The sequence below is a fragment of the Micromonospora sp. NBC_00617 genome, assembly GCF_045161355.1.
Lineage (GTDB): Bacteria > Actinomycetota > Actinomycetes > Mycobacteriales > Micromonosporaceae > Micromonospora.
Window position 1 is genome coordinate 2464904 of the sequence record NZ_CP107751.1, and the last position, 25517, is coordinate 2490420.

The following is a 25517-nucleotide window of genomic DNA, read 5'->3' on the forward strand; positions in this document are numbered from 1 at the left end:
CGACCGCACATCCCCTGCCGGAGCTTCCGCCCGCCAGTCGAGGAGGGCACACCATGTCCGCCGTCCCCCTGCCCCCGTTGCCGCCCGCGCCCGCGTCCGAGGAGGGTTACCGGCCCGGTGGCCGCAGCATCGCCGACATCGTGGACCGCGAGCACCGGCAGCTGCTGGCTCTCGTGGACCAGCTGACCGGCCCGGACGCCACGCCGCAGGAGGGGCTGGCGGTGCTCACCGCCGCGCTGTCGCGACACGTCTCCGCCGAGGAGCAGTACCTGCTGCCGGCGGTGCGGGCGGCGCTGCCGAGCCGGGCCGACCGGGTGGACGCGGAGATCGACGCTGACGCCGCGCTGCTGGCGGCCCTCAAGGGGCTGTCCGACGAGACCCTGACCGAGGTCGCCGACCGGGTCCGCCGCCACGTCGACGGGGTGGGCGCGCTCGTGGCCGAGTTGCGCGCGGTGGCCACCCGGGAGGAGCTGATCCGGCTGGGCAACCGGTTGGAGATCGCCGAGGAGGCCGCGCCGACCCGGCCGCACCCGGGCACGCCGGCCACCCCGCCGTGGAACCGGATCGTCGAGCCGGCGGTGGGTGTGGTGGACAAGGTCCGCGACGCGGTGACGCGGCGGCCGACGTACCTGGCGGACCTGCCGGAGCCGCCGCGCGACTGAAGCGCGGGCCGCGCCGCGAAATGCATTCAACATCGCCGATCCGCTTGACCTCTTCCGCAGGCTGCGACGTGGTCCTACCGTCACCGTATGAACCTGGAGCTGCGACACCTGCGGGTGGTCTGTGCGATCGCGGAGACAGGGAGTGTGACCAAGGCGGCGTCGGCGCTCGGGCTCGCCCAGCCGGCGCTCACCGCTCAGCTGCAGCGGATCGAGCGGACGCTGGGCGGGCCGCTGTTCGACCGGGATCGGCGCGGTGCCCGGCCCACCGCGCTCGGTGAGCTGGTGCTCGCCCGCGCCCGGGTGCTCCTGCCGGCGATGAAGGGCCTGCAGGACGAGGCGGCACGGCTCGCCGGCGCGGGCGCGGCGCCCCGCTGCTACCGCCTCGGCGGGGTGAACAGCCCGATCCTGGGCCGGTTGGTGCACCGGTTGGCCGCCGAGCAGCCACCGGCCCAGATCACCACGTACGCCTCGTGGTCGGTCGACGAGCTGGCGCAGTTGGTGGCCGGCGGGCGGTTGGACTTCGCCCTCACCGGTGTGTGCGGCGAGGCCACCCCGTCGGCCGCGTTCGGGTTGAGCTGGCGGGAGGTGGCCATCGACCCGGTGCTGGTGCTGCTGCCGGAGACCCACCCGCTCGCGGCGCGGGCCGAGGTGCGCCTGGCGGACCTGGGTCACGAGCAGTGGGTGGCCGCGCCGGGCGACGGCTGCTTCGGCGACTGTTTCGCCGCCGCGTGCGCCCGCGCCGGCTTCACCCCGCGCAAGGTGTACGAGACCGACATCCGCGGCTGTGTCGATCTGGTGGAGGCGGGCGTGGCGGTGGCCCTCTGCCAGGCGACGTTCCGCCCGGTCGCCGGCCTGGTCACCCGGCGGCTGGCCGGTGTCCCGCTGCGCTGGCGGCTGCTGCTGGGGTGGCATCCGGACTCGCCCGCCGCCGCGGACGCGGAGCTGCTGCTGGCCACGGCGAAGGCGGCGTACACCGACTCGCTGGCGCCGCACCCCACCTACCTGGACTGGCTGGTGCGCAATCCGGCTTTCGGCGTCCGGCAGCCCAGCGAGGTGTGAGGGCGCACGAGCGGCCTACCGATGCGCGGCGACGGGTTCCTCGTCCCCGACAGAGGGCTTGGCGGACCGGGGCGTGAAGAAGCGGACGAGGTCGTCCGCCGCCGTCGGGGACAGCATCATCGCCTGAACTCGCGCACACATCTCGGCGATCGGCTGGATCCTCGCGAACATCGCCTCCTCGTACGCCCGGATCGCCGCGTCGGGGTCGGCGGGGTTGGCGGCCAGTTCGCGCGCGAGTTCGGCGGCGTCCAGCATGGCCTGGTTGGCGCCCTCGCCGACCGGCGGCATGAGGTGCGCGGCGTCGCCGAGAAGGGTGATTCCGGGCTGGTGGACCCAGCGCGCGCCGACCGGCATCGCCATGACCCGGCGCGGCGTCGGCACGCTGTCGGCGGCGTCGATGAGGGCGGTGAGACGGGCGTCCCAGCCGTCGAACAGGCCCAGCACGGCACGCTTGTCACGGTAGGCGTCGAGGTCACGGTCGTCGGCGGGCAGGGAGATCCCGACCCGGATGCTGCCGTCGCCGAGGCGTTGCGCCGCGAGGATCTGGTTCACGCCGACGCCCCACAGGTTTCCCGGGCCGACCAGCTCGGCGAGATCGGGGTGGCGTCGGTCGGCGTCGTCGATGGTCAGCTCCAGGTGGCTGGACACGTGGGACAGGCCCGCGTCGGTCAGCAGCGCCCGGACGACCGAGCGCGCGCCGTCCGCGCCGACCAGGATGTCGCAGTCGGCGCGGTGGCCGCCGTCGAAGGTCAACCCGAAGCCCCCGCCCGGTCGCGGCGTGGCCGCGACGAGGCGGTGCCCCCACACCACCGCGTCGGGTGGCAGCGAGTCGAGCAGAAGATCACGCAGGACGGTGCGGTCGATCTCGGGGCGACCGGCGAACGAGCCGGGTTGGGGTGTGTGGTGCACGAGGGTGCGCCCGGCCGGGTCGAGGATGCGATGCTCCTCGCCCTCGGGCCGCGCCTCGGACCGGAACCGGTCGTCGAGACCCGCCTCGGCGAGGGCCAGTTGCCCGGACTCCGGGTGCAGGTCGAGCATTCCGCCCTGAGAGCGCGCGGTTCGACTGGCCTCGCGTTCGTAGACCACCGCGTCGATGCCGTGCCGGTGCAGGATCCGTGCCAGCGTCAGGCCGCCCAGGCCGCCACCGGCGATCGCCATTCGCATCGTCATGCCCTTACCGTACACTGTATTGCGTGGATACATCGTACGGTAACGAGGTCGCGCCCGTCTGGGAACGACCCGAGCCCCAGCCCCGGGCGACGCCGGTGCCGTTGAGCCGCGCGAAGATCGCCGCCACGGCGATCCGACTCGCCGACGCGCACGGCCTCGACGGACTGTCGGTTCGCAAGATCGCCAAAGAGCTCGGCGTCGGTCCGATGCGGCTCTACGACTACGTGGCCAACAAATCGGAACTGCTCGACCTGATGGTCGACGCCGTCTATGCCCAGATCGCCGAGACCGGCCCGCACTCCGGCTGGCGGGCCACGGTGCTGGCCGTCTTTCGGCGGACCCGCGCCGCCGCCCTCGACCACGAGTGGTTCTCCGACCTGCTCGGCGGGCGGCCACACCTGGGCCCGCACGCGCTCGCCGTGGGCGAGACGACCGCGGCGGCCCTCAGCCAGGCCCCCGGCATCAACGGCATCGACGACCTTCAGCGAGCCCTGGGCGCCCTCAACGCCTTCGTCGGCGGCGCCCTGCGCCGAGAGGTCACCGAACGACGCACCGCCCGCTCCACCGGCACCGACGTCAGCGCCTGGCAGACCAGCCTCGGCCCCTACCTGACCCGCATGCTCGACACCGGCCGCTACCCCACCGTCGCCCGGCTCGTCATCGAGGGCGCCCACCTCAGCGCCGAGCAGACCTTCGACCACAACCTCACCACCATCCTGGACGGCATCACCGGCACCTGACGGCGGCGACGCGACCCGGACGTCGGCTACTGGCAGGTCGGTGGCGGTGCGAACGGCCGCTGTCGGGGTATCTGGCGGACATGACCGATCTCTACCCGCCCGCCGACGACCGGGAACTGCTCCGCCAGGCCGCCGCCGCCCACACCGCCGCCACCCGCCAGGTGGAGGCGTTCCTGCGCCGGCTGCCGGAGGTGCCCGACCCGGCCGACGTCACCGAGTACGCCAACCTGCTCATCCGGGAGGACCAGACCCGGGGCGAGCGCGACGCCGCCGCCGACGCGGCGGGGCTGACCATCGGCAGCCTGGAGTCCGACCAGGGCCAGTAGCGGCACGCGACGGTGCCGCCCCGCACCGGGACGGCACCGTCGCGTACGGTCTCGCTCAGCGTTCGACGAGAGGGTCGTGACCGAGGTCGAGCAGCGAGTGCCGCCACTCGTCGTCGGCGTTGCCACGTCGGGGCTTGGCGTCCATCAGCTCGCGGATCCGCTCGACCGCCTCCCGCATCACCTCGATGTCCTCCGGGGTCAGATCGACCTTGCGCTTGTTGAGCACCTTGAGGATCTCCCGTCCCGGCTGGGGCAGGTCGAGGTCCGGGTTCGGGCTGAACGACTCCTCGCCGGAGCCCCGGGTCAGCAGCCAGGTGCGCAGCTGCTCCGACGGGACGTTGACCTCGGCGTGGAAGTCCTCCCAGAGCACTTCCACCTCGGGGTCGAGCCGCGTGTCGCGTACCATCAGGTCTCCTCTCGACGATGGTGACCCGACGTCTCCGGGTCGTCCTGGTCGGTCTTCGGATGCAGGCCCTCGGCGGGCACCCGCGTGCGGCGCGGGTTCGCGGTCGGGGGCGCCACGATCGGGTCGGGATGGTCGTCGTCGTCCTCGTCCTGGGGCTTCGCGGACTCCGCGTGCTCGTGCGGGTCCTCGTGGTCGTCTCGTCGCGCCGGCCCGGTCATCGGGGGTGCGTTGTCGTGGCGGCGGTGTACCCCCGCTCACCTGCGGTCACATCGAAGGTGAGCTGCCCCTCGCGGGCGTCCACGACGACCTTCTGCCCGGGCGAGATCGCCGACTCCAGCAGCATCCGCGACAGGTGGTTGTCCACCTCCCGCTGGATGACCCGGCGCAGCGGGCGGGCCCCGAACTCCGGCTGGTAGCCGTGCTCGGCCAGCCAGTCGATGCCGGCGTTGGTGAACTCCACCTGGATGTCCTGGGCGTGCAGCCGGCGGCGGGTCTCCTCCAGCAGCAGCGCGGTGATGTCGCGCAACTGCGCGGCCTCCAGCCGGCGGAAGATGATGACCTCGTCGATGCGGTTGAGGAATTCCGGCCGGAAGTTCTCCTGGAGGCGGCGCGTCAGCCGTTCGCGCAGCTCGTCGTTCTCCTGCTCGCTGCCGGGCGCGCCGGTGCCGAACCCGACGGCCCGCTGCGCCCCGGTGATCAACTCGGAGCCGAGGTTGCTCGTCATGATCAGGACGGTGTTCTTGAAGTTCACCGTGCGGCCCTGACTGTCGGTGAGCCGCCCGTCGTCAAGCACCTGGAGCAGGATGTTGAACACGTCCGGGTGGGCCTTCTCGATCTCGTCGAGCAGCACCACCGCGTACGGGCGGCGACGCACCGCCTCGGTGAGCTGACCGGCCTCCTCGTAGCCCACGTACCCGGGCGGGGCGCCGACCAGCCGGCTGACCGTGTGCCGCTCCTGGAACTCGCTCATGTCCACCCGAACCATCCGGTCCGCCTCGCCGAACAACGCCTCGGCCAGGGCGCGGGCCAGCTCGGTCTTGCCGACGCCGGTGGGACCGAGGAACAGGAAGCTGCCCATCGGGCGTTCCGGGTCGGCCAGACCGGCCCGGGAGCGGCGCACCGCCTCGGCCACCGCGGTGACCGCGTCGTCCTGACCGACCACCTTCTCGTGCAGGTGGCCCTCCAGGCGCAGCAGCCGGTCGCGTTCCTCCTCGGTGAGCTGGCTGACCGGGATGCCGGTGGCCCGGGAGACCACCTCGGCGATCTCCTGCGGGCCCACCTCGGGCACCTGCGAGGACGAGCCGTCGGCGCCGTTGGCGCGGCGCAGCTCCTCCTCCAGCTCGGAAATCCGGTCCCGCAGCGCAGAGGCCCGTTCGTACTGCTCGTCGGTGACAGCCTGCTCCTTGTCCCGGCGTACGTCGTCGAGCTCCTGTTCCAGCTCCCGCACGTCGGAGGCCGGGGTGCGGGTCCGCAGCCGGACCCGGGCGCCGGCCTGGTCGATCAGGTCGATGGCCTTGTCCGGCAGGAACCGGTCGGTGACGTACCGGTCGGACAGCTCGGCGGCGGCGACCAGCGCCTCGTCGGTGAAGCGCACCTGGTGGTGCGCTTCGTACCGGTCGCGCAGGCCGCGCAGGATGGCGATGGTGTCGTCGACGCTGGGCTCGGGCACCAGCACCGGCTGGAACCGCCGGGCCAGCGCGGCGTCCTTCTCGATGCTCTTGCGGTACTCGTCGAGCGTGGTCGCGCCGATCACCCGCAGCTCGCCCCGCGCGAGGGCGGGCTTGAGCATGTTGGACGCGTCCATTCCGCCCTCGCTGCCGGCCCCGCCGGCGCCGACCAGGGTGTGGATCTCGTCGAGGAAGATGATCAGCTCGTCGCGGTGCGCCCGGATCTCGTCGATCACCTTCTTGAGGCGCTCCTCGAAGTCGCCCCGGTAGCGGGTGCCGGCGACCAGGCCGGCGAGGTCGAGCTGCACCACGCGCTTGCCGAGCAGGGTCTGCGGCACGTCGCCGTCGCAGATCCGCTCGGCCAGCCCCTCGACGATCGCGGTCTTGCCGACACCGGCCTCGCCGATCAGCACCGGGTTGTTCTTGGTCCGCCTGGACAGGATCTCCACCGCCTGCTCGATCTCGTCGGCCCGCCCGACCACCGGGTCGATCTGGTCGGCGCGGGCCAGGTCGGTGAGGTCCTGCCCGTACTGGTCCAGGGTGGGGGTGCCGCGGTCCGGCTTCGGCCCGGTCATCGGGCCGCGTTCGGCGTTGGCGGCCTGCAACGACTCGGGCTGGATCCGGCCGGCGGCCAGCATCCGTCCGGCCGGCGACTCGGGGTTGAGCGGCAGGGCCATCAGGATGTGCTCGGGACCGATGTAGTTGGCCCCCATCGCCCGGGACAGTTGGTGTGCGTCGAGCAGCGCCCGCTTGGCCGCCGGGGTCAGCGACAGGTTGGGCGGCACCTCCCCGCGCGGCGCGCCGTCGCCCTTGCCGCCCAACGCGTTGAGCAGGGTGTCCGGGTCGGCGCCGGCGCGGCGTACCAGGTCGCGCAGGGGTTCGCGTTGCAGGGCAGCCCAGAGCAGATGGTCGGTGTCCAGGTCGTTGCTCTGTCGCTGCGCGGCGCGGCGGGCCGCGTCGGCCAGCATCTCCCGCGCGTCGGCCGTCATCAGTCGGGTGATGTCGACCCGGTGCGGCGGTCGGCGTCCTCCCTCACCCCGACCGAAGTACCGGGCCAGGAATTCGTCCCACGGGTCGGAGCCGAGGTCACCGGGTCCCATCATGTCTGTCCTCCGCAGTCGGGCGCGGCACGGTCGCCAGGGGCTACCCGGCGCTCGGCCCGACAAACGCCGCACGCGGCGGCGCACACCGCGTGTGGAGTGGCACCCGGCCGGCGCCGGCCGCGGGTGGCAGGCTGACGCCATGACTGAGAACCCGCTGCTGATCGTGGACGGCGCCAACGTGGTGGGCTCCCGCCCGAACGGGTGGTGGCGGGACCGGGCCGGGGCCGCCGCCCGACTGCGGGACTCCCTGGCCCCGGTGGCCGCCACGGGTCTGCCCGCCCGTCTGACCGCCCCGGTCGAGGTGGTGCTCGTGGTCGAGGGCGCCGCCCGGGACGTGCCCGGCACCGACGACGTCCGCGTGGTCTCCGCCCCCGGGTCCGGCGACGACACGGTCGTCGAACTGGTGCAGGCGGCGCCGCAGCGCCGTCGGCTGGTGGTCACCGCCGACCGGGAGTTGCGCGAGCGGGTCACCGCCCTCGGCGCGGAGGTGTACGGCCCGCGCTGGCTCCGGGATAACTGAGAAGTTCTCATACTGGGACTCCCACAGAACGGACTCCCGGCACTTCAGGGGGATTAACGGTCAGTCGGGCAGGAACACCGCCAGGGCGGATGTTCTCCCGCCGACGCCAGTAAGCTCTAATGGAGATCTCCCCGCCCCCAGGAGGTTCCGCCGTGGCGAGCGTCGCCGAGCTGAAGGCTGCCATCGATGTCGCCCTCCAACAGATCGGCGACGGGCAGACAGCCGTCCAGGCGGCCGGTGAGAAGCTCGCCGAGGCGCAGCAGACCCTGGCCGGCGCGCTGGAGGGCAGCGGGCACGAGACGGTCGAGGCGGCCCAGGCGTCGCTGACCCAGGCCAGCCAGGAGCTGGAGGAGTGTCTCGCCGCGACACTGGTCGCGGTCGAGCAGGCACAGCTCTACGTCTCGACCCTGTAGGCCACCGTGTCCATCATCGAGGACATCGGCGGCCAGGTCCGCGCGGCCAGCGAGGAGTTCCCGGTGGGCCTGCTCGGGCAGGCCCTGGAGAAGTTCGGCCTGGCCGCGGAACGGTTGCGTTGGGTACGGCAGGAGTCGGCCAACCCGATGGGGGTGCCCGAGCTGTCCGCCGCGACCGAGCACGCCGAGAGCGCCAACTACGCGCTGCGGGTGGCGCAGGAGCAGCTGTCGGCGTATCTGGCCGCGATCGGGCTGGCCGCCGACGGCGCCCCGCCACCCCGCCCGCAGCAGCGCGACCCGCGCCACGACGACGCGCCGTCGGACGGGCCCACCACCGTGGCGCCGGAGCGGCCGGAGCAGGTACGGATGCGTCGCTGGTGGTCCGTACGGGTGGCGGAGCTGACCGGCGGGCGCGACACCGACGGCGACGAGCCCGACGAGCGGCTCCGCGACTCTGCGGAGCTGCTGCGCCGGGTCGTGCGCGGCGTACGCGCCGGTGACCGCGACCGACTGCGGACCGAGCTGCGCCGCGCGTCGGCCGACGTGGGCCTCGGCATGGCGGCGCTCGCGCCACCGTTGCTGCGCGAGCTGGCCGGTGAGCTGCTGGGGCACCCGCCCCGCGCCACGGACCTCGGCCGGCTGCGCGGGGAGCTGGACGGCCGGGTGCGAGACCTGCTGCCCGGGTTGCCGCCGCCGGTGCTGGAGACGCTGCTGACCCGGGTCTGCCGGATGCCACCGCCACGGTCGTCCGGGGAGCCGCCGCACGCCGCCGACTCCGCGGTGGCCGCCGGCGTGACGGCCGGGCTGCTGCTCGCCCGGCTGGGCCGGGACCTGCCCACGGGAACGCCGCAGGCCGCCGCCGAGCCGAACACCGGCGGCGCGAACCCGAGTCCGCGCCGCGACGACAAACGCGCCGACGCCCCGCGCTCCGGCGGTCCACGCGACAGCGGCGCGAGCCCACGCCCGAGCGACAGACGTGCCGCCGGTCCGCGTCCCCGCGAGGCGGGCGGGCAGGCGTCGGGTGGGGTCGTGCCGCCCCGCACGGGCAGTCCGTGGCGGGACGCGCCGGCACGCCGGGGCTCCGATGGCTGACCGGCGCGGGCAGCTCGCCACCCGGGTCCGGGACTCCCTCGCCGAGGCGCTGGGCGCCACCCGTACCCGACTGTCGGCGGCGCAGGCCGACCTGAGCGCCGGGCGCGAGCGGCTCGCCCGGGTCCGCCGGGCCGCCGCCGCCGTACCCGAGCGGGTGGGCGGCCAGCGCGACCGTCGCCTCGCCGAGATCGACGCCCGGCACGCCACCCGCATCGCGGAGCTGGCCCGCCACGCCGCCGACGCCGCCCGCCGGGAGGCGCCCGGCTGCGCCGGCGCCGACTGGCCGGGCTGGACGCCCACGCCCCTGCGCCGGGCCGAGCTGCCCGGCGCGCTGCGCGTCGGCACGGTCCGGCTCGACGACGTCGACCCGGTGCCCGCGCTGGTGCCGCTGCTCGACGCCGGGCACGTCCACCTGTCCGGGGACGACCGCGCCGGCTGCGACGCCATGGTGTCCGCGCTGCTGCTGCGGGCCGTCGGCCGCGCCGACCCCGGTGGGGTACGACTGATCGGGTACGACCCGGAGCACCTCGGCGGCGGCCTGGCCGGGTTCGCGCCGCTGGGCACGGCGGGGCTGCTCACCTTCGTCGGCCCCGGCGGGTTGGGCCCCCTCCTGGACGACCTGGTCGAACAGATCCGGCGGATCAACGAGACGGTGCTGGCCGGCGAGTACGGGTCCCTGCGGGAGCTGGCCTCGGTGACCGGCCGCCGCCCCGAGCCGTGGCGGGTGGCGGTGCTGCTCGGCGGCGACGAGTTGAACCGGCACGAGCGCGGGCAGCTCGACCGGGTGGTCCGCGCCGGTGCCGCCTGCGGGGTGCACCTGGTGGTCCGTGGCGTGGCGCTGCCCGACGACCCGACGGTGACCCGGGTGGTGGCGGACGCGTCGGGCGCCCGCATCGGCGGCCCGTCGGGCCTGTCGGTGCGGCTGGACCCGCCGCCGCCGTCGACGCTGGTCACCGAGACCTGCCGTGAGGTCGCCGCCCAGGTGAACGCCGGCCCGCCGCCGACACCGTTCGACGACCTGTTGCCGCCACCGGAGCTGATGTGGCGGGAGAACTCGGCGGACGGTCTGACCGTGCCGATCGGCGAGGGACCGCAGGGCCGGCCGGTACGCCTGACGCTCGCCGACTATCCGCCGCACGCCCTCATCGGGGGCCCGTCCGGCACCGGCAAGACGAACCTGATCTTCGCGTGGATCGGCGCGCTCGCGGCCCGCTACTCCCCCGCCGAGCTGGAGTTCTACCTGCTGGACTTCAAGGAGGGCGTGTCCTTCGCCCGGTTCGCGCAGGGCCGGCGTGACCCGAGCTGGCTGCCGCACATGCGCCTGGTCGGGATCAACGTCAACACCGACCGGGAGTTCGGGCTGGCGTTGCTGCGCTTCCTCGCCGAGGAGCTGCGGCGGCGGGCCGACGCGGCCAAGAAGCACGAGGTCACCAAGCTCGCCGAGCTACGCGCGGTGGACCCGACCGGGCACTGGCCGCGGATCGTCGCGGTGGTCGACGAGTTCCAGATGCTGCTGGCCGGGCGTGACGTGGTGGCCCGGGAGGCCGCCGACCTGTTGGAGGACCTGGCCCGCCGCGGCCGTTCGCAGGGCATCCACCTGGTGCTCGCCTCCCAGGACGTACGGGGCATCGAGGCGCTGTGGGGGCGTCCCGCGCTGGTGGCCCAGTTCGCCCTGCGGATCGCGCTGCCCAAGGCGCTGCGGATCCTCGCCGAGCGCAACGACGCGGCGCAGTCACTGCCGCGCTGGCACGCGGTGGTCAACGCCGAGTCGGGCATGGTCGAGGGCAACGAGGTTGCCCGGATTCCAGCCGCCAGCGACTGGGAGACGTGGAGCGGCCTGCAACACCGCCTGTGGCGGATGCGTCCGCCCGACGCGGCCCCGGCCCGACTCTTCGACGGTGACGCGATCCCTCGGCTGACCGATGCCCCCGACTTCCGGGCCCTCGAAGCCCCGGCGGACGGCCGCGCGCCGCGTAACCCGGTGGCCCTGCTCGGCGAGATCATCGACGTGCAGGCGCGTTCGGCGGCGCTGCGGCTGCCCCGCGCGCCCGGGCGCAACCTGGCGGTGCTCGGCACGCGGGTGGACGAGGCGTGCGCGGTGCTGGACGCGGCGGCCCGGTCGTTGGCCCGCCAGCACCCGCCGGGCACCGCCCGCTTCTCCATCGCCTGCCTCGACCCGGACGCCGACAGCATCGCCCGCTCGCTCTACGACGACCTTGCCGACGATGCCGCCTGGTACGACGAGGAGACCGTCGGTGAGTTGATGACCGAGACGGCCGACGGGCTGTCCAGCACGGGCAGCCCGCACTACCTGCTGCTGTTCGCGGTCGATGCGGCAGCCGGGGCGCTGGCGGCCCGGGCCGGACAGCGTACCGGCCTGGAGCAGCTCCGTCGGATCCTGCACGACGGTCCGGAGCGGCGTACCCACGTGCTGGCCTGGTGGCGGGGGGTGGCGCGGATGCGCGCCGACCTGGGTGGTCCCGCCGCCCGCACCGACCAGATCGGGGCCTGGGTGGCGTTGGACGCGCACGGCGGCGAGCTGGGCGCATCGCTCTACCCGGGCACCGGCGGCCCGGACTGGTATCCCCGCCCGTGGCGCGGACTCTTCTTCGACCGGGCCGTGCACCGCACCGGTCACGTGATCATCCCCTACGGACCGTCGAGATGAACGAACCGGTGGCCAGTGAGACGTACACGGCGCAGCTACGACGGCTCGCCGAACTGACCGCGCGGGTGCGCGAACAGCGCGCCGAGGCGCACACCTGGTACGAGCGGCAGTGCGCGGCGGCCGAGCGCGCGGTCGACGAGGCCGTCGCCGAGGTACGACGTGCCGAGCAGGAGCTGGTCGACGCCCGCGAGGAGCAGGAACGGGTCGACGCCGAGGTGGCGCACCTGTGGCAACAGGCCCGTGCCCGGCTGGGCGCCCGTCGTCTCGGCGGACCGCCCGTGCCGGCCAACGGCAGTGCCCCCGGTGACCCGGCGGTGCTCCTCGGCCGGGTCCGTGACCTGCTCAACCGTGCCGGGCAGCCGGGTGAGCTGCCGGGCTCGGTCAACCCGTTGCTGGCGCTGTGCGGGGTGGGCGGCGCGGTGCTCGGGTACGCGCTGGGCGTCGGCGCGCGGGCGCTCGGCGTCGGGTACGGCGGCGACCTGGCGGTCGGGATGCCGGTGCTGGCGCTGGTGGTGACGCTGCTCGGGCCGCTGATCGGCCTCGCGCCGGCGCGGGCGCTGGCCGACCGCCGGCACGCGATGCTCGGCCCCCGACCGATCATGGTGGTGCTCGGCGCCGGACTGGTCACGACGGTCCTGCTGCTGACCCTCGGCCGCTGACGTCATTCGATGCGATGGTCGGTCACATAGCGCGGAGGAGCTGCTCGCTCTGATCAACTCCGGGGGCCTGGGCGCGACCCACTTCGCCTGCCACAACACGTTCTCTCCCGACGGGTCCTTCATCGAGATGGACGGCGGCCGGTTCAAGCCTGCACTGCTGGCCGAGGCCGGTATTCGCAAGCTCCTCCAGGAGGCCGGTCCGTTGGTGTTCATCAACGCCTGCCGCAGCGCTGGCGTCGCCCCGACGTACACCCGGATGCTCGGCTGGGCCCAGCAGTTCATGTCATCCGGCGCGGGGGCGTTCGTGGGGATCCTGTGGGCGGTGCGGTCTGACAGCTCGGCTCGCTTCGCCACCGCGTTCTACCGGTCGTCCGCCGGCGGGGCCACCCTCGGCGCCGCAGCGCTGGCCGCCCGCCGGGAACGGCAGGACGATCCGCTCGACCCCACCTGGCTCGCCTACACCGTCTACGGCGACCCGTACGCCACGGCCGTCGTCTGACCGTCGACGGTTCCACTCACCTAGAGAGGCGATAAGACCGTGAACGTGACCGACGACGGCATGCCGGTCGGGGAACTGGTGTCGGCGGTGCAGAACGCGGTGAAGCAGGCTGGCATCTCGGCGACCGACGAGGGCCGGGACCTGCGCGCCTAGCAGCCTGCCCGAGGCGGTCACTGTCGGTCACCCTCCTCGATCGAGTGCGGCCGGTGAGCGATATACCGGAGAGTCATCAACATGACTCTGCGGTATATCGCTCCTCAACACGTCCGCCCGGCTCGGCCATCCAGCGGCACTCAGGCCGGCACGAGGACGGCCTCGCGCAGCAGGCGGCGGGCCAGGGTGACGCGGTCGGCGTCGTCGGGCAGGCCCGGAAGGTCGCCGACCCGGGTTGCGGCGCCGCTGAGCAGCGCGCGGGTCGCCGGCTCGCAGTCGGCGGGCAGCGTGATCGTGCGGTCGAACAGCCGCAGCGCCACCTGGCCGTCGCCGTGTGGTGCGAGTTGCCACCGCAGGCCCGGCCGCAGGACGAGCCGGGAGTCGGCGTCCAGCGTGGCCAGCGCGCCGGCCTGGGCGAGCGGACGGATCGGCGCCGGGCGGGCCGCCGGCCAGGCGCGCTGGCGGAGCCGCGCGGCGACCGCGCCCGGGTCGGCCCGCAGCAGCCAGTCGCGCAGCGCCTCCACGGTCTCGGTCAGCTCCGGTTCGATGGCGTCGGGGTCGGCCACGTCGGTGCCGAACGGCAGGCTGGCACGCAGCCGCTGGTCCTCGGCGGCCAGCGCGAGCAGCTCCTCGACGAGCGCGTAGCGGGTCAGCGCGCGGATGCCCACGGTCAGGTGCAGTGAGCTGGCGTCCTGGGCCTGCGCGCTGTGCAGCCAGCCGCGCGGCAGGTAGAGGGCGTCGCCGGGGGCGAGCACCACGTCCAGCGCGGCGGGGCCCTGCGCGGTGGCGCCGACCTCGTCGGCGCGGCCGCCCCAGGGCTGCTTCTCCAACGGGTCGGGCAGCACCGGCGGGTGGATCCGCCAGTGTTTGCGACCGTCCACCTGGAGCACGAACACGTCGTGGGTGTCGTAGTGGGTGGCGAAGCCCTGGCTGCCCGCCGGGGTGAGGTAGGCGTTGACCTGCAACGGCTGGCGGAGCGCGAGGCCCAGGTCGCGGGCGAAGTCGACAAGCGGCGGCCAGATCCGGTGCAGGCCCTGCACCACCAGGGTGGCTCCACCGGCGTACTGCTCCAGGATCCGCTCGTCCAGCACCTGGTCGCCGACCTCCGCGCCGGCGCCACCGCCGCCGGTCCACCGCGCCGCCGGGACGAGCTGGCCGTCCTTGGCGACGCGCAGGAAGGGGGTACGCAGACCGCGTCGGCTGAGCAGCTCGTCGGCGTCGTCCGGGCTGAACAGGTCGGTGAAACCGGCCGGGTCGGGCAGCTCGGCGGCGCGGGACAGCAGCGGGGTGTGGCCCCACTGCGCGGCGGCGAACTTGGCCGGCTCGACCGAGACGCAACGCGCCAGCGCGGCGGTCGCCGCGGCCGACATGCCGTCGGGGGCCACGGACGGAACCGCCGGGCGGCCGTGGCCGCCCGGCGGGTCGAGGTACGTCATGACGTGCCGCTACCGGGCGCTGCCGTCAGCGCCGCCGTCCTGCTGGCCCGGGGTCGCACCGCCATCGGCCGGACCCTCCGCGCCACCGTCAGCGCCACCGTCCTGCTGGCCCGGGGTCGCGCCACCATCGGCCGGACCCTCCGCGCCACCGTCAGCGCCACCGTCCTGCTGGCCCGGGGTCGCGCCACCATCGGCCGGACCCTCCGCGCCACCGTCAGCGCCACCGTCCTGGTGACCCGGGGTCGCGCCACCATCGGCCGGACCCTCCAGGCCGCCGCCGCCCGTGGTCTGCATGTCATCGTCGTTGAGTGCCATCGGTACTCCCTCGGGTGTGCCGCCCCGCCGTGCGCCGGGGTCCGTCGTGCTGCGGGTGGTACCCCACGCGCGATCTTCTCTAACCCACACCGTAGACGCCGAACTGGGGCGACACGGGCGGTTCGCGGGCGGTGGCGGTCGGTGTCAGGATGGGGAGGTGATCCTGGTGGGCACGTCGGGCTGGCAGTACCGGGACTGGCGGGGCCGCTTCTACCCGCAGGGGCTGCCGCAGCGACTCTGGTTGGAGCACTTCGCGGCGGGCTTCGCCACCGTCGAGGTCAACAACGCCTTCTACCGGCTGCCGGAGCGGGAGACGTTCGCCGCGTGGCGGGCGCGGACCCCGGAGGATTTCTGCGTGGCGGTGAAGATGAGCCGCTACCTCACCCACATCAAGCGTCTGCGGGAGCCGGCCGAGCCGGTGGCCCGGTTCCTCGGCCGGGCCACCGCCCTCGGTGACCGGCTCGGGCCGGTGCTGCTGCAACTGCCACCGAACCTGCGGGCGGACGTCGACGCGCTCGACGCGACACTGCGGCTGTTCCCGGCGCAGGTGCGGGTGGCTGTCGAGCCGCGGCACCCGTCATGGTGGACCGACGCGACACGTGCCGTCCTGGAACGGCGGCGGGCCGCGCTGGTCTGGGCGGATCGCCTCGGTCGTCCGGTGGCACCCCGCTGGCGTACCACCGACTTCGGCTACCTGCGGCTGCACGAGGGACGGGCCACACCGTGGCCGCACTACGGGCGTACCGCGCTCGGCTCGTGGGTCCGCCGGCTCACCGACGCGTTCGGCGCGGACGAGCCGGCGTACGTCTATTTCAACAACGACCCCGGCGGCGCGGCCGTCACCGACGCCGTCGCCTTCGTGGCGCTGGCCCGCAGCGCCGGTCGTCAGGTGTCGCGGGTGCCCTCCGCCACCGAGGCGGACACCTCCGAGCACTGAGCCCGCCCGACGGCATCGTCGGGCGGGCTCACGGTGTCACGGCCTCCCGGCGTCACGGCCCTCACGGCATGAACGTGGCGAGATCCTTCGGCATGGTGGCCTTCACGTCCTGCCACTCACCCTGGGTGACGTGCCGACGCAGGGTGTCCAGCACCACCTGCGTCACCCGCTCCGCGCCGCCCTCGACGTCATACGGGAAGCCCTGGCGGACCTCGTAGAGGAAGTCGTCGCGGTTGAGCTTGATCGGCACGTCGGACGGGTTCCAGCCGTCGAAGTAGATCCCCCGAACCAGCACCGGCAACTGCTGGGCGAACTCGACGCTCTCGTTGACCGGCAATCGGTCACGCAGCAGGTGCAGCACGGTACGCAGCGCCGCGTACGACTGGTTGCGCTGCTCCTTCGGCCACCCGTAGGCGCTCTCGATGTCCTTGAGAATCAGGTTCGTCTTGTCCAGCGAGCTCTCGAAAGCGGAGATCATCGCTTCAGCCATCGGTCGACCCCCGTTCCGTCGTGTCCCACCGTCGGTCGTCGGCGCGTCGCGGCGGCCCCACCGGGCCGCGGCGGGCCCGTACCGGGGTGCCCTGTGGCGCGCGCCGAGTGTTGTCGGGCGTGCCGACCACGTGCAGGACGGCGCCCCGCCGTCGATCCGTCACCACTCGAACCGTCATCCCCCGTCACCTCCGTGTCGTCTCCGGCGTCGGCCACCTCCGTGCGGCCGTACCCACCGTGTCCACCGTGCCGGTCGGGCGGGTGAGCCGGCCCCACCCGGATCGGGTGAGGTCAGCCGGCGTCGAGGAGACCCGCGAGGGTTCTCGCGTTGGTCTGGGCGTAGTCGCGGTAACAATTGTTCATGAGGACGTGGGTCTGCCCGGCGGAGTCGGCCAGCTCGCGCAGCTTCGGCGCCCAGTCGGCCAGCTCCCGCTTCGAGTAGTGGTAGCCGAACTTCTCGTGGATGTCCTTGCTGGTCCACTTGTCACTGTGGCCGTGAAAGCGCATCACCGCGAGGTCGCCGGTGGCGGCCAGCACCGGGGGCACCGACGAGCGGTGGCCCTGCGGCATGTCCACGCAGACGTACGACAGTCGGTGCTCGCGGAGGAAGGCGAGGGTCTCGTCGGCGTTGTCGCCGTCGAACCAGGACGCGTGGCGGAACTCGTAGACCGGTCGCAGCGGCGCGCAGCGCTTCGCCACCTCCAGCAGGTACTGCTTGTTGGCCCGCTTGATCGTGAACCAGGGCGGGAACTGGAACAGCAGGGCACCGAGCTTGCCCGCCTCGACCAGCGGGTCCAGCGCGGACAGAAAGCGCGTCCAGACCTCCTCGTACGCCTGCGCGGGCAGGTCGTCGGGGTAGACGTTCTTCTTGTCCGTCTCCGGCCGCAGGTCCTTGTAGAGCGCGCCGACCCGGGTGGGATGCCCGGTGAGCAGGCTGAATGCCTTGATGTTGAACGTGAAGCCGGCCGGGGTGCGCTCGGCCCACAGCCGTGCGGTCGCCTCGGCGGGCGGTGAGTAGTAGGTCGCGTCCACCTCGACCAGCGGAAACTGCCGGGCGTAGTACGCCAGGCGCTTCTCCGGGTTGTCCGCGGTCTGGGGATACCAGCCCGAGTCGAGCAGTGTGCGGTCGGTCCAGGACGCGGTGCCCACCAGGATGTCACCCATGGGGGAAGTCCATCGTGTCGTGGACCGACCGGCAACCGCTGCCGTCGCTCAGGCCGCCCGCCGCTCGCGGGTCTGCTTGCAGGTCACGCAGGTGGTCGCGGCCGGGAAGATCTCCAGGCGCTCCACCGGGATCGCCGCCGAGCAGCCCTCGCACCAGCCGTACGTGCCCTCGGCGAGGCGGCCCAGGGCGTGCTCGTACTGCGTGCGCCGGTCGAGGATGGTCCGCAGCAGGGACTGCGCGGTGTCGCGCTCGGCCGTCTTGGTGCCGCTGTCGGCCTGGTCGTCGCCGGCGGTGTCACCGACCTCCACCAGACGCAGCACCTGGCTCTGCAGCACGGCCTGCTCGTACTCGGCGGTCAGCTCGTCGTAGCGCGCCTGTAGGGAGTGCCGGATCTGGTCGATCTCCGTCTGGGATCGGCCCGTACCGACAGTGTCGTGGACGAGCATCGCTGCCTGCCTTTCCTGGCCTGATGGCTCAAGGTGAACCGGGTGCCGGCGGCGTGGGCCCCGGTCAACGGTCGCATCCGGTACGCGGGCGGTCACCCGCGCTCTGTGAGCCGGGCGAGTACCCGCAGGGCGTGGCACGCAAACCGACGATTTCTCAGCTGTCGCCGGCCTGCACGAGCGCGGGGTGACGGGGGTCGTCGACGCGTACCACCACGTCGGCGAAGCTGGCGGGGACCACCTCCTCGGCATAGCGGTCGAAGGCCGGCAGGGTCCACTCGTCGGCCGGTTCGGTGCGGCGGCGCAGCGCCGCCGGGGACAGCTGAAGGTGGACGGTCACGTCGAAGGGCAGCGCCCCACCGAGCAGGAGCGCGCCGCTGACCAGGACCACGCCGCCGGGTGGCAGGTCGACGTATCGGGCGCGGCTGGCCCGGTCGGCGGTGGCGTCCCACAGTGACGGCAGCACCCGCCCGTCGCCGCCGGGGCCGGCCGGGTCGAGCACCTCACGGCGCAGGCCGGCCTCGTCGTTCCAGCCCTCGTAGTAGGCGTCCGGGTTGCGGCGGCCGAGTTCGAAGCGCAGCGACGCGGGTCGGAGGAAGTCGGCGGCGCGTACGTGCAGGACCGGGCGGCCTCGGGCGCGCAGCGGGTCGACCAGCGCGGCGGCCAGTTCGTCCGGGCCTGCGGCGGGGGCGCCGTCGATCGCCACGCGCAGCCGGGCGGCCTCGACGGTGTGGGAGGCGTCGTCGAGCCGGTCGGTCAGTTCGGCGACGAGCAGGTCGGGCGAGATGGGACGGATGCGCACCGAACCATCCTGCCCCGCGCCGCAGGGGCGGTCGTCGGACGGTCAGCCGGTGCGGTCGACGGTGACGCGGGCGTCGTCGGCCAGCCGGTAACCGACGCCGTAGACGGTGGTGACCAGGGGAACGTCCACGCCGACCTTGCCGCGCAGGCGGCGCACGTGCACGTCGACGGTGCGGACGCCGGCGTGCTCATAGCCCCAGACGGCGTTGAGCAGTTGCAGCCGGGTGAACACCCGGCGGGGGTGGGCGACCAGATGCAGCAGGAGGTCGAACTCCAGCCGGGTCAGCGGCAGCGGCTCGTCGTCGCGCAGCACCGACCGGGACGACGCGAGGATGTGCAGGGCGGGGATCGTCGGGGTGAGGGCTCGGGCGGGCGCCCGGTTGGCCGGCACCCCGTCGGCGCGACGCTCGGCCGGAACGGAGCTGGTGATCACGCCCTCGCCCCGCTCCAGCATCTCGCGCGCGGCTTCGAGCAGCCGCCGGGCCGGCGGGGTCAGCGACTCCTCGCAGGCCAGCGGGATGGACAGCGTCACGGTGAGCATCGGCGCGGCGGTGTTCGCCGGGCGGCGTTGGCCGCCGGGAGGCCGACCGGGCACCGAGGGTTGGGACGTATGCCATCCGGCGCGCGACGAGGCGGGGCTGACCGACATGGTCCTCCTTGGGCTGGTCCGGGTATCTCCCCACGGCCCGGGACGCCGCTTCATCGATGCTTCCCGGCGCCCGGGCGAGGGTCAAGAGGCGGCTGCGTTGCATGAATGTGACAATTGACGAACGCATCGGAGCCAGATGCTCGCTCTGCGTACGAAGCCAGATGATTACAGCAGAGCCGCCAGGATGCCCCGATACGGGGGTCCCCGTCCTGTTCACCATGCCATCGCCGTCGCCTGCGGACCGCCGCCCGAGCGCTGCTCAGCGGGTGTGGTCGACGCCGATCCGCGCCTCGTCGCCCAGCCGGTAACCAACCCCGTAGACGGTTGTGATCACCTCCGCTCCGGGCAGTTTGGCGCGCAGCCGCCTCACGTGCACGTCCACGGTGCGGGCCACGGCGTGTTCGTAGCCCCACACGTTCGACAGCAACTGGAGGCGGGTGAAGACCCGGTGCGGGCGCTCGGCGAGGAAGAGCAGCAGGTCGTACTCGATGCGGGTGAGCGCGACCACCCGGTCGCCGCGGCGGACCACCCGCGAGCCGGCCAGGATGCGCACGTCGGTGTCGGCGCCGGGCACCTCGGCGGCGGCGGGGCGCGACAGCGGGCGCGGCGTCGACGGCACGTCGTCGGCGGGGCGCAGCCGACCCTCCCCGGCCTCTGCCAGCTCGCCGAGCAGCTGCACCAGTCGGGCCAACCGGGGGCTCATCGGCCCGGGGGCCAGGTCGAGGGTGATGGTCAGGGTCGGGCCGGTACGCGGGCGGACGGCGGCCCGGCCCGGGTGACCCGGCGAGTAGGGACGGGTGGGGATCGCGACGACGGACATCGTGCCTCCTGAGATGGCGGTACGCCCGCCACGCCTGGTGCGGCGTGGGGGTCAGCGGCGCGTCCAGCCGGCGGTGACCGGAGGCGCGAGGGGGGATGCGCGGTGCAGCGGGGTGGGGCCGAGCGCCGGCAGGCCGGCGATGCGCCAGGCGGCGAACCCGCCGTCGACGTCGGTCGCCCGGTGCAGGCCGATGTCCTGCAACGCGGCGGCGGCCAGCGACGAGGTGTAGCCCTCCTGGCAGATGATCACCACCGGCACGTCGTAGTCGACCGCCTCGGGCAGTCGGGCCGGGCAACGCGGGTCGAAGCGCCACTCGAGCACGTTGCGCTCGACCGTGAGCGAGCCGGGCACGACGCCGTGCGCGGCGCGCTGGGCGGCGGGGCGGATGTCGACCAGCAACGCGCCGGCCCGGTGCGCCAGGTGTGCCCGCTCCGGGTCCAGTCGGTCGAGCCGGGCTCGCGCGGCGGCGAGGAGCTCGTCGATGCCCCGGGAGCCCGGCGGTGGCACGGGTGCCGGACAGTGTTCGGCGGTGACCTGCATTATCGATTCCTTCCGGTGACGAGAGGGCGGTGCGAACGAGTGACTCACCAGGACCGGCCGGCCTCGGCGACCTCGGCGGCCCGCAGGCGCCCGTCGAGCAGGTCGTAGCGGGTCATCCGGCGCAGCGCCGGCCGGTAGACGTGCACGCTGACCGCCGGCAGCGGGCCGCGGTTGGTGACCCGGTGGACGTGGCGGGGGCCGAAGCGGCGGGCGGCGCCGGCGGGCAGCAGCCGAGGGCGCAGCGCCGCACGGCTGACCGTCTCCTCGGTGAGGGCGCCGGCGACCACCCGGAACGCGCCGGCGGAACCGCCATGGTCGTGCAGGTCGGTGCCCTGGCCGGGCAGCCAGCTCAGGGCCCACACCTCGTGGTCGTCGGCGGTGGCGAGTCGGGCGTACCAGCGCTCGGCGGGATCGAAGCGTAGCGGGACCGGCCAGCCGGCCGGGTCGGCCCACCGGGCGGCGACGGCGAGCAGGTCGGGGGCCGGGCGATCGTGGGTCATCGGTGGTTCCTCAGCGGGTCGTTCGGCGGGGTGCCCCCGTACTCTAGCCGGCAAACCCTATAGGTTTAGTAGGTAATTCCACATGCCGAGAGGAGCTCAGGCGACCGCTCGGGCTCAGCGCAGCACCGGCGGGCCCACCCGGTAGCCGGGCAGCGACGGCCACCGCACGGTCAGCACCACCGAGGCGCGCTCCGCGTACCAGGAGTGATCCACTCCCCGCGCCCACACCACGTAGTCGCCGGGTGCGGCCAACCGGACCGTCCGGTCCGGCAGCTCCACCCGGAAGCACCCGTCGACCAGCACCAGCAGGGTGGTCCGACGCTCACCGGTCGCCCACCGTGCGCGGGCCTCCCCGGGCGGATGCACGCCCCACTTCACCTCGACGTCGGTGCTGTGCCGGATCTCGTCCGGCGGCGCGAAGTGCCCGAGCAGCCAGCCACCGTTACCGACGCCGTCGACGCCCGCGTTGCCCACGTAGACCGTCTCACCCATCGGACCCCTCCCCCACCGCGCCGGCCGAGCAACCTATCAGGACCTCGGCGACTACCCTGGACCGGTGACCGATGACCTTGACGCCGAGACCCTGGCGTTCGCGCACCGGATGTTCGACCTGGCCCGCGCGGGCTCCACCGAGGAGCTCGCCGCCCAGGTCGACGCCGGCCTGCCGGTCAACCTGACCAACGACAAGGGCGACACGCTGCTGATCCTGGCCGCCTACCACGCCCATCCGGACACGGTGGCCGCTCTGCTGGCTCGCGGCGCGGACCAGACCCGCACCAACGACCGAGGTCAGACCGCACTCGCCGCCGCGGTCTTTCGCAGCAGCACCGACGCGGTCCGCGCGCTGCTCGCCGCCGGGGCCGACCCGGCGCACGGCACCCCGTCGGCGGCCGAGACCGCGCAGTTCTTCGACCTGCCGGAGATGGCCGCGCTGCTGCGGGTCGGCTGACGCGGCCCCCGACGGGCCGGTATACAGGGTCGGTGGAAGATCCCCTGCCCGAACAGATGCGTGCCGCCGGCACCGCGCTGCTGGCCGCGCTCGACCCCGCGACCCGCATCGGCGCCGTGTACCCGTTCACCGACGACTCGGCCCGGCGCTGGCTGGAGTACCGGCCCCGCCCCCGCCCCGGCGTCTGCCTCGCCGAGCTGGACATCGCCGGGCGCAAGGCCGCGCACCGACTGCTGGCCACCGCCCTCAGCCCCTCGGCGTACGCGCAGGCCATGGCGATCATCGCACTGGAGGAGGTCCTCGACCGGGCCGAGGGCTGGCGCCGCGGGCGGCACAGCGGCGACTACTGGATCGCCGTGTTCGGTGACCCGGCCCGCGACGACCGCTGGGCGTGGCGGCTCGAAGGGCACCACCTGTCGGTGACCATGACCGTGGTCGACGACCAGGTCTCCCCCGCGCCGATCTTCTTCGGCGCCAACCCGGCGGCGGTGCGCTACGCCGGGCACGCCGTCTCCCGACCGCTCGGTGTCGAGGAGGACCTGGCCCGCGCCCTGCTCGACGCGCTCGGGCCGGCCGGGCGGGCCGCCGCGATCATCGCCGACGAGGCACCGACCGACATCATCAGCGCCACCCGCGCTCGGGTCGACGGGCCCCTCGAACCGCTCGGCGTGCCCGCCGACCGGCTCGGCCCGACCGGCCGCGCGCTGCTCGACCAGGTGGTCGCGCTCTACCTGGACCGGCTGCCCCCCGAACTGGCCGTCCAGGAGGCGGCCCGCGTCGAGGGCGGCCAGCTGCACTTCGCCTGGGCCGGCCCGACGAGGCCCGGCCAGCGGCACTACTACCGGGTGCAGGGCGACGACCTGCTGATCGAGTACGACAACACCAGCGACGACGGCAACCACGCCCACACGGTGCTCCGCCGCCCCGCCAGCGACTTCGGCGCCGACATCCTGGCGACCCACCACCAGGCCCACCCGCACTGACCCGTACCCCGGGGTCCGTCCTGGTCAGCGCGTGGCGGCGGGGCGGGTGGCCTCGATGAGGAAACGTCGGGCGTGGGCGACGAAGGCGCCCTCGGCGGTGATGCGGCGGTGCAGGGCGAGCAGTTCGGGGCGGTAGCGGTCCACCGTGAAGTCCGGCACCGTCCAAACCACCTTGCGCAGGAACCAGACGACCGCGCCGATGTCGTGAAAGGCCGCGCGCAGCGTGGCCCGGCGCAGGTCGACCACCCGCAGCCCGGCGGCCTCGGCCGCGGCGACCGCGGTCGCGGGGTGCCGCCCGTCCGGCGGAGGCAGCGGGCCGAGGATCGCCTCGCTCAGCTCACGCATGGTGCCCGGACCGATCTGCTGAGACAGGTACGTGCCGCCGGGGCGCAGCACCCGGGCCGTCTGGGCCCAGTCGGTGCGCACCGGGTGCCGGCTGACCACCAGGTCGAAGGACCCGTCCCGGAACGGCAGCGCCGAGTCGGAGGCGACCGCCACCACCGTCGCTCCAAGGGGGCGCAGGGTCCGCCGAGCGACCTCGACGTTCGGCGGCCACGCCTCGGTCGCCACCAACACCTTCGGCGGGTACGGAATCTCGGCCAGCACCTCGCCGCCGCCGGTGTCCACGTCCAGCGCGGCGTCGGCGCGCGCCATCCGTTCGGCGACCAACCCGGCGTACCCCCAGGGTGGCCGTTCCTCGGTGGCCCGACCGGCCAGCCAGTCGAAGCCCCAGCCGTCGACCGGCGCGGCGGCCGCCTCCGCGATCAACTCCTCGGCATCACGTTCGGCGCTCATGGCGGTCAGCCTCGCCGGCCCGCCACCCGCGCGGCAATCCGTTTTCGCGGGCCCCCGGTCAGGGGCGAGGGCGGGCGACCTCGACGGTGCCACCGGCGAGGGTGTCCAGGCTGCCGGTCTCGGCCCGGCCCGCGTCGAACTGGCGCATGAGCCGCGCGCCGAGGCGCACACCCATCCCACCGGCGGCCAGCGCGACCAGCTCGGTGGCCAGGATCGCGACCGTCGCGCCCCGGTCCGGCGAGTGGGCGCGCACCAGGCAGGTGACCAGGAACAGGCCCGCCATGGCCGCGTTCACCAGGTTGAAGGCGATGGCGGTGCGGCGGGTGCCGTCGACCGGCACGTCCCACAGGTCGATCATGCCCGCGACCGCCGTCATCGCGGCGGCGAACAGGGCGGCGACACCCGTCCAGTAGCCGACCTCACCGAAAAAGGCCGGCCCGCCGATGACGTCGGTGAGGTCGAAGACGGCGGCGCTGACGAAGAGCCCCAGCGGGAACGTCACCAGCATCGGTTGGATGGGGTGCCCCTGCACCCGCAGCCGGCTCTGCATCGGTCCTCCCCAGGGTCGGCGCAGCTCACCAGTACCAGAGTGCTACCCGACCCCTCGACGCGCGAAACGACACCGCCCGACTCGCCGCCGACCGGGAGAACGGGCACGGCGGTGCCGCACGACCGCGGCGCGGGGCGAACAGATCAGCTCTCGCGGGGGCGGGAGACCGTCCGGATGAGGCGTTCGGCCACCTCGCGCAGCGGGATGTCCAGGGACGAGGCGGCGGTCCGCAGCACGTCCAGGGCCTCGGCCGCTGGGCAGCCGCGCTGCGTCATGATCACACCGACGGCCTGCCCGACGGCACCGTCGTGCAGGAGCGAGGCGTCCCGCTCACCGGCGAGCGCCTGCTGGCGGCTCCGGTCGCGGACGGCGGCCAGCAGCAGGCCGGCATGTTCGGCGAGCAGCATCGCGGTCAACTGGTGTTGCGGGGTTAGGACGTCGGGCGCGGCAGCGTACAGGTTGATCGCCCCGATGACCTGGTCGTCGATGTCCAGCGGGGCGGAGATGACCCCACGGACGCCGAGGTCGCAGGCGCGGGGCGTCCAGGCCGGCCAGCGTGACTCGCCGGTCAGGTCCACCGCGAGGATCATCTCGCGACGCCGGATCGCGCTCATCGCCGGTGAGTCGGGCCCGTGGCGCAGGTCGTCGAGGCCGGCCAGCCGCTCGTCGGAGGCGGCCACGCCGGCCGGCTCGCCGGCCCGCAGCGCGGTGAAACCGCACCACCGCACCCCGGCCACCGCGTCGCGGGTGACCCGAACCAGCGCCAGCAGCGCCTCGTCGAAATCGGTCAACGCGATCAGGCCGGCCGTCAGCTCCCGCAACAGCGCGGCGGTCTCCAGCACACCGAGGCGCTCGACCACCGGTTCCCGCGTGTCCAGGTTCACCGTTCCACTGCCCTCGTACGCCCTCGCGGGCATTCCGCCGACGTCGTCACGTGTGCCATCTCTGCTCTCTTCCGAGTTGACCGACCCGCCCTACTACCCTCGCAAACCGGGATCGAAACGGCGT

The 25517-nt window shown here is 73.8% G+C and carries 31 protein-coding genes; 13 read left to right on the plus strand and 18 right to left on the minus strand.

Annotated features, from left to right (window positions below; genetic code table 11):
- The first annotated feature begins 53 nt into the window (after positions 1 to 53).
- The gene (locus tag OG505_RS11245) at positions 54 to 662 is read left to right on the plus strand and encodes a hemerythrin domain-containing protein (RefSeq protein ID WP_405433023.1); all 609 of its coding nucleotides are present in this window, start codon (positions 54 to 56) and stop codon (positions 660 to 662) included.
- Positions 663 to 749: 87 nt separating this feature from the next.
- Positions 750 to 1721, plus strand: coding sequence for a LysR family transcriptional regulator (locus OG505_RS11250; RefSeq protein ID WP_405433025.1), 972 nt, complete (start codon positions 750 to 752; stop codon positions 1719 to 1721).
- A gap of 15 nt (positions 1722 to 1736) precedes the next feature.
- On the opposite strand, the gene OG505_RS11255 is transcribed toward OG505_RS11250, so the two are convergent.
- Complete coding sequence (locus tag OG505_RS11255) at positions 1737 to 2891, minus strand: FAD-dependent oxidoreductase (protein WP_405433026.1); 1155 nt, start codon at positions 2889 to 2891, stop codon at positions 1737 to 1739.
- 23 nt (positions 2892 to 2914) lie between these two features.
- Here OG505_RS11255 and OG505_RS11260 point away from each other — a divergent pair, with 23 nt between their 5' ends.
- On the plus strand, positions 2915 to 3631 hold the full coding sequence (locus OG505_RS11260) for a TetR/AcrR family transcriptional regulator (protein ID WP_405433027.1): 717 nt from the start codon (positions 2915 to 2917) through the stop codon (positions 3629 to 3631).
- 80 nt (positions 3632 to 3711) lie between these two features.
- Positions 3712 to 3957, plus strand: a complete 246-nt coding sequence (locus OG505_RS11265; RefSeq protein WP_405433028.1) for a hypothetical protein — start codon at positions 3712 to 3714, stop codon at positions 3955 to 3957.
- 55 nt (positions 3958 to 4012) lie between these two features.
- On the opposite strand, the gene OG505_RS11270 is transcribed toward OG505_RS11265, so the two are convergent.
- The 3 genes from OG505_RS11270 to OG505_RS11280 are packed head-to-tail and all read right to left on the minus strand — an operon-like array spanning position 4013 to position 7133.
- Positions 4013 to 4363 carry a DUF3140 domain-containing protein gene (locus OG505_RS11270; RefSeq protein ID WP_234582023.1) on the minus strand — a complete coding sequence of 117 codons (351 nt, stop codon included), beginning with the start codon at positions 4361 to 4363 and terminating at the stop codon, positions 4013 to 4015.
- Complete coding sequence (locus tag OG505_RS11275; RefSeq protein WP_405433030.1) at positions 4363 to 4581, minus strand: hypothetical protein; 219 nt, start codon at positions 4579 to 4581, stop codon at positions 4363 to 4365. Before OG505_RS11275 ends, OG505_RS11270 begins: the two co-directional genes overlap by 1 nt.
- Positions 4578 to 7133 carry an ATP-dependent Clp protease ATP-binding subunit gene (locus tag OG505_RS11280; RefSeq protein WP_405433032.1) on the minus strand — a complete coding sequence of 852 codons (2556 nt, stop codon included), beginning with the start codon at positions 7131 to 7133 and terminating at the stop codon, positions 4578 to 4580. The genes OG505_RS11275 and OG505_RS11280 overlap by 4 nt, the downstream gene beginning before the upstream one ends.
- A gap of 139 nt (positions 7134 to 7272) precedes the next feature.
- Between OG505_RS11280 and OG505_RS11285 the strand changes: the two genes are divergently transcribed.
- From OG505_RS11285 to OG505_RS11310, 6 genes are all read left to right on the plus strand, one after another.
- Entirely contained in the window at positions 7273 to 7653 is a 381-nt protein-coding gene (locus OG505_RS11285) for a hypothetical protein (protein WP_234582026.1), read from the plus strand.
- Between the two features lie 152 nt (positions 7654 to 7805).
- Positions 7806 to 8066 carry a hypothetical protein gene (locus OG505_RS11290; protein ID WP_007076395.1) on the plus strand — a complete coding sequence of 87 codons (261 nt, stop codon included), beginning with the start codon at positions 7806 to 7808 and terminating at the stop codon, positions 8064 to 8066.
- Positions 8067 to 8072: 6 nt separating this feature from the next.
- Positions 8073 to 9158: a hypothetical protein gene (locus tag OG505_RS11295; RefSeq protein WP_405433034.1), complete on the plus strand. Its 1086-nt coding sequence runs from the start codon at positions 8073 to 8075 to the stop codon at positions 9156 to 9158.
- Positions 9151 to 11826 (plus strand): FtsK/SpoIIIE domain-containing protein, encoded by a 2676-nt coding sequence (locus tag OG505_RS11300; RefSeq protein WP_405433036.1) that lies wholly within the window; start codon positions 9151 to 9153, stop codon positions 11824 to 11826. Before OG505_RS11295 ends, OG505_RS11300 begins: the two co-directional genes overlap by 8 nt.
- A complete protein-coding gene (locus tag OG505_RS11305; RefSeq protein ID WP_405433038.1) occupies positions 11823 to 12485 on the plus strand; it encodes a hypothetical protein in 663 nt (220 codons plus the stop codon). Before OG505_RS11300 ends, OG505_RS11305 begins: the two co-directional genes overlap by 4 nt.
- A gap of 40 nt (positions 12486 to 12525) precedes the next feature.
- Positions 12526 to 12984, plus strand: coding sequence for a CHAT domain-containing protein (locus OG505_RS11310; RefSeq protein WP_405434467.1), 459 nt, complete (start codon positions 12526 to 12528; stop codon positions 12982 to 12984).
- A 293-nt stretch (positions 12985 to 13277) separates the two neighbouring features.
- Here the strand turns inward: OG505_RS11310 and OG505_RS11315 are convergent, their stop codons facing one another.
- Complete coding sequence (locus OG505_RS11315; RefSeq protein WP_405433039.1) at positions 13278 to 14573, minus strand: cupin domain-containing protein; 1296 nt, start codon at positions 14571 to 14573, stop codon at positions 13278 to 13280.
- Between the two features lie 9 nt (positions 14574 to 14582).
- The gene (locus OG505_RS11320) at positions 14583 to 14888 is read right to left on the minus strand and encodes a hypothetical protein (RefSeq protein WP_139587876.1); all 306 of its coding nucleotides are present in this window, start codon (positions 14886 to 14888) and stop codon (positions 14583 to 14585) included.
- A gap of 157 nt (positions 14889 to 15045) precedes the next feature.
- Here OG505_RS11320 and OG505_RS11325 point away from each other — a divergent pair, with 157 nt between their 5' ends.
- A complete protein-coding gene (locus tag OG505_RS11325) occupies positions 15046 to 15825 on the plus strand; it encodes a DUF72 domain-containing protein (RefSeq protein WP_405433041.1) in 780 nt (259 codons plus the stop codon).
- Between the two features lie 61 nt (positions 15826 to 15886).
- Here the strand turns inward: OG505_RS11325 and OG505_RS11330 are convergent, their stop codons facing one another.
- From OG505_RS11330 to OG505_RS11370, 9 genes are all read right to left on the minus strand, one after another.
- On the minus strand, positions 15887 to 16315 hold the full coding sequence (locus OG505_RS11330) for a DUF2267 domain-containing protein (RefSeq protein ID WP_405433042.1): 429 nt from the start codon (positions 16313 to 16315) through the stop codon (positions 15887 to 15889).
- Positions 16316 to 16605: 290 nt separating this feature from the next.
- A complete protein-coding gene (locus OG505_RS11335; protein ID WP_405433043.1) occupies positions 16606 to 17478 on the minus strand; it encodes a DUF72 domain-containing protein in 873 nt (290 codons plus the stop codon).
- A gap of 48 nt (positions 17479 to 17526) precedes the next feature.
- Positions 17527 to 17925 (minus strand): TraR/DksA C4-type zinc finger protein, encoded by a 399-nt coding sequence (locus OG505_RS11340; protein ID WP_007459738.1) that lies wholly within the window; start codon positions 17923 to 17925, stop codon positions 17527 to 17529.
- A gap of 154 nt (positions 17926 to 18079) precedes the next feature.
- Complete coding sequence (locus tag OG505_RS11345) at positions 18080 to 18724, minus strand: uridine kinase (protein ID WP_405433044.1); 645 nt, start codon at positions 18722 to 18724, stop codon at positions 18080 to 18082.
- Between the two features lie 42 nt (positions 18725 to 18766).
- Positions 18767 to 19372, minus strand: coding sequence for a winged helix-turn-helix domain-containing protein (locus tag OG505_RS11350; RefSeq protein ID WP_405433045.1), 606 nt, complete (start codon positions 19370 to 19372; stop codon positions 18767 to 18769).
- A gap of 259 nt (positions 19373 to 19631) precedes the next feature.
- Positions 19632 to 20192 (minus strand): winged helix-turn-helix domain-containing protein, encoded by a 561-nt coding sequence (locus OG505_RS11355; RefSeq protein WP_405433047.1) that lies wholly within the window; start codon positions 20190 to 20192, stop codon positions 19632 to 19634.
- Positions 20193 to 20243: 51 nt separating this feature from the next.
- Positions 20244 to 20732: a rhodanese-like domain-containing protein gene (locus OG505_RS11360; protein WP_405433049.1), complete on the minus strand. Its 489-nt coding sequence runs from the start codon at positions 20730 to 20732 to the stop codon at positions 20244 to 20246.
- Between the two features lie 44 nt (positions 20733 to 20776).
- Positions 20777 to 21232 (minus strand): cysteine dioxygenase, encoded by a 456-nt coding sequence (locus OG505_RS11365; protein WP_405433051.1) that lies wholly within the window; start codon positions 21230 to 21232, stop codon positions 20777 to 20779.
- A gap of 114 nt (positions 21233 to 21346) precedes the next feature.
- On the minus strand, positions 21347 to 21724 hold the full coding sequence (locus tag OG505_RS11370) for a signal peptidase I (RefSeq protein ID WP_354860324.1): 378 nt from the start codon (positions 21722 to 21724) through the stop codon (positions 21347 to 21349).
- A gap of 64 nt (positions 21725 to 21788) precedes the next feature.
- Between OG505_RS11370 and OG505_RS11375 the strand changes: the two genes are divergently transcribed.
- The gene (locus OG505_RS11375; RefSeq protein WP_405433052.1) at positions 21789 to 22181 is read left to right on the plus strand and encodes an ankyrin repeat domain-containing protein; all 393 of its coding nucleotides are present in this window, start codon (positions 21789 to 21791) and stop codon (positions 22179 to 22181) included.
- Between the two features lie 32 nt (positions 22182 to 22213).
- Positions 22214 to 23164: a DUF3500 domain-containing protein gene (locus OG505_RS11380; RefSeq protein WP_405433054.1), complete on the plus strand. Its 951-nt coding sequence runs from the start codon at positions 22214 to 22216 to the stop codon at positions 23162 to 23164.
- A 24-nt stretch (positions 23165 to 23188) separates the two neighbouring features.
- On the opposite strand, the gene OG505_RS11385 is transcribed toward OG505_RS11380, so the two are convergent.
- The 3 genes from OG505_RS11385 to OG505_RS11395 form a co-directional block, all read right to left on the minus strand.
- Entirely contained in the window at positions 23189 to 23959 is a 771-nt protein-coding gene (locus OG505_RS11385; protein WP_405433056.1) for a class I SAM-dependent methyltransferase, read from the minus strand.
- 58 nt (positions 23960 to 24017) lie between these two features.
- Positions 24018 to 24509 (minus strand): DUF2231 domain-containing protein, encoded by a 492-nt coding sequence (locus OG505_RS11390; RefSeq protein ID WP_405433058.1) that lies wholly within the window; start codon positions 24507 to 24509, stop codon positions 24018 to 24020.
- A 143-nt stretch (positions 24510 to 24652) separates the two neighbouring features.
- The gene (locus OG505_RS11395) at positions 24653 to 25393 is read right to left on the minus strand and encodes a GAF and ANTAR domain-containing protein (protein ID WP_405433059.1); all 741 of its coding nucleotides are present in this window, start codon (positions 25391 to 25393) and stop codon (positions 24653 to 24655) included.
- Positions 25394 to 25517 lie beyond the last annotated feature (124 nt).

Excerpts from the sequence above, each read along its gene's own strand:
- OG505_RS11385 (WP_405433056.1), bottom strand. The coding sequence starts at position 23,959 with ATGAGCGCCGAACGTGATGCCGAGGAGTTGATCGCGGAGGCGGCCGCC.
- OG505_RS11285 (WP_234582026.1), top strand. The coding sequence starts at position 7,273 with ATGACTGAGAACCCGCTGCTGATCGTGGACGGCGCCAACGTGGTGGGC.
- OG505_RS11355 (WP_405433047.1), bottom strand. The coding sequence starts at position 20,192 with ATGTCCGTCGTCGCGATCCCCACCCGTCCCTACTCGCCGGGTCACCCG.
- OG505_RS11370 (WP_354860324.1), bottom strand. The coding sequence starts at position 21,724 with ATGGGTGAGACGGTCTACGTGGGCAACGCGGGCGTCGACGGCGTCGGT.
- OG505_RS11250 (WP_405433025.1), top strand. The coding sequence starts at position 750 with ATGAACCTGGAGCTGCGACACCTGCGGGTGGTCTGTGCGATCGCGGAG.
- OG505_RS11390 (WP_405433058.1), bottom strand. The coding sequence starts at position 24,509 with ATGCAGAGCCGGCTGCGGGTGCAGGGGCACCCCATCCAACCGATGCTG.
- OG505_RS11275 (WP_405433030.1), bottom strand. The coding sequence starts at position 4,581 with ATGACCGGGCCGGCGCGACGAGACGACCACGAGGACCCGCACGAGCAC.
- OG505_RS11255 (WP_405433026.1), bottom strand. The coding sequence starts at position 2,891 with ATGACGATGCGAATGGCGATCGCCGGTGGCGGCCTGGGCGGCCTGACG.
- OG505_RS11265 (WP_405433028.1), top strand. The coding sequence starts at position 3,712 with ATGACCGATCTCTACCCGCCCGCCGACGACCGGGAACTGCTCCGCCAG.
- OG505_RS11360 (WP_405433049.1), bottom strand. The coding sequence starts at position 20,732 with ATGCAGGTCACCGCCGAACACTGTCCGGCACCCGTGCCACCGCCGGGC.
- OG505_RS11350 (WP_405433045.1), bottom strand. The coding sequence starts at position 19,372 with ATGTCGGTCAGCCCCGCCTCGTCGCGCGCCGGATGGCATACGTCCCAA.
- OG505_RS11320 (WP_139587876.1), bottom strand. The coding sequence starts at position 14,888 with ATGGCACTCAACGACGATGACATGCAGACCACGGGCGGCGGCGGCCTG.
- OG505_RS11330 (WP_405433042.1), bottom strand. The coding sequence starts at position 16,315 with ATGGCTGAAGCGATGATCTCCGCTTTCGAGAGCTCGCTGGACAAGACG.
- OG505_RS11335 (WP_405433043.1), bottom strand. The coding sequence starts at position 17,478 with ATGGGTGACATCCTGGTGGGCACCGCGTCCTGGACCGACCGCACACTG.
- OG505_RS11270 (WP_234582023.1), bottom strand. The coding sequence starts at position 4,363 with ATGGTACGCGACACGCGGCTCGACCCCGAGGTGGAAGTGCTCTGGGAG.
- OG505_RS11280 (WP_405433032.1), bottom strand. The coding sequence starts at position 7,133 with ATGATGGGACCCGGTGACCTCGGCTCCGACCCGTGGGACGAATTCCTG.
- OG505_RS11365 (WP_405433051.1), bottom strand. The coding sequence starts at position 21,232 with ATGACCCACGATCGCCCGGCCCCCGACCTGCTCGCCGTCGCCGCCCGG.
- OG505_RS11315 (WP_405433039.1), bottom strand. The coding sequence starts at position 14,573 with ATGACGTACCTCGACCCGCCGGGCGGCCACGGCCGCCCGGCGGTTCCG.
- OG505_RS11340 (WP_007459738.1), bottom strand. The coding sequence starts at position 17,925 with ATGCTCGTCCACGACACTGTCGGTACGGGCCGATCCCAGACGGAGATC.
- OG505_RS11245 (WP_405433023.1), top strand. The coding sequence starts at position 54 with ATGTCCGCCGTCCCCCTGCCCCCGTTGCCGCCCGCGCCCGCGTCCGAG.
- OG505_RS11305 (WP_405433038.1), top strand. The coding sequence starts at position 11,823 with ATGAACGAACCGGTGGCCAGTGAGACGTACACGGCGCAGCTACGACGG.
- OG505_RS11300 (WP_405433036.1), top strand. The coding sequence starts at position 9,151 with ATGGCTGACCGGCGCGGGCAGCTCGCCACCCGGGTCCGGGACTCCCTC.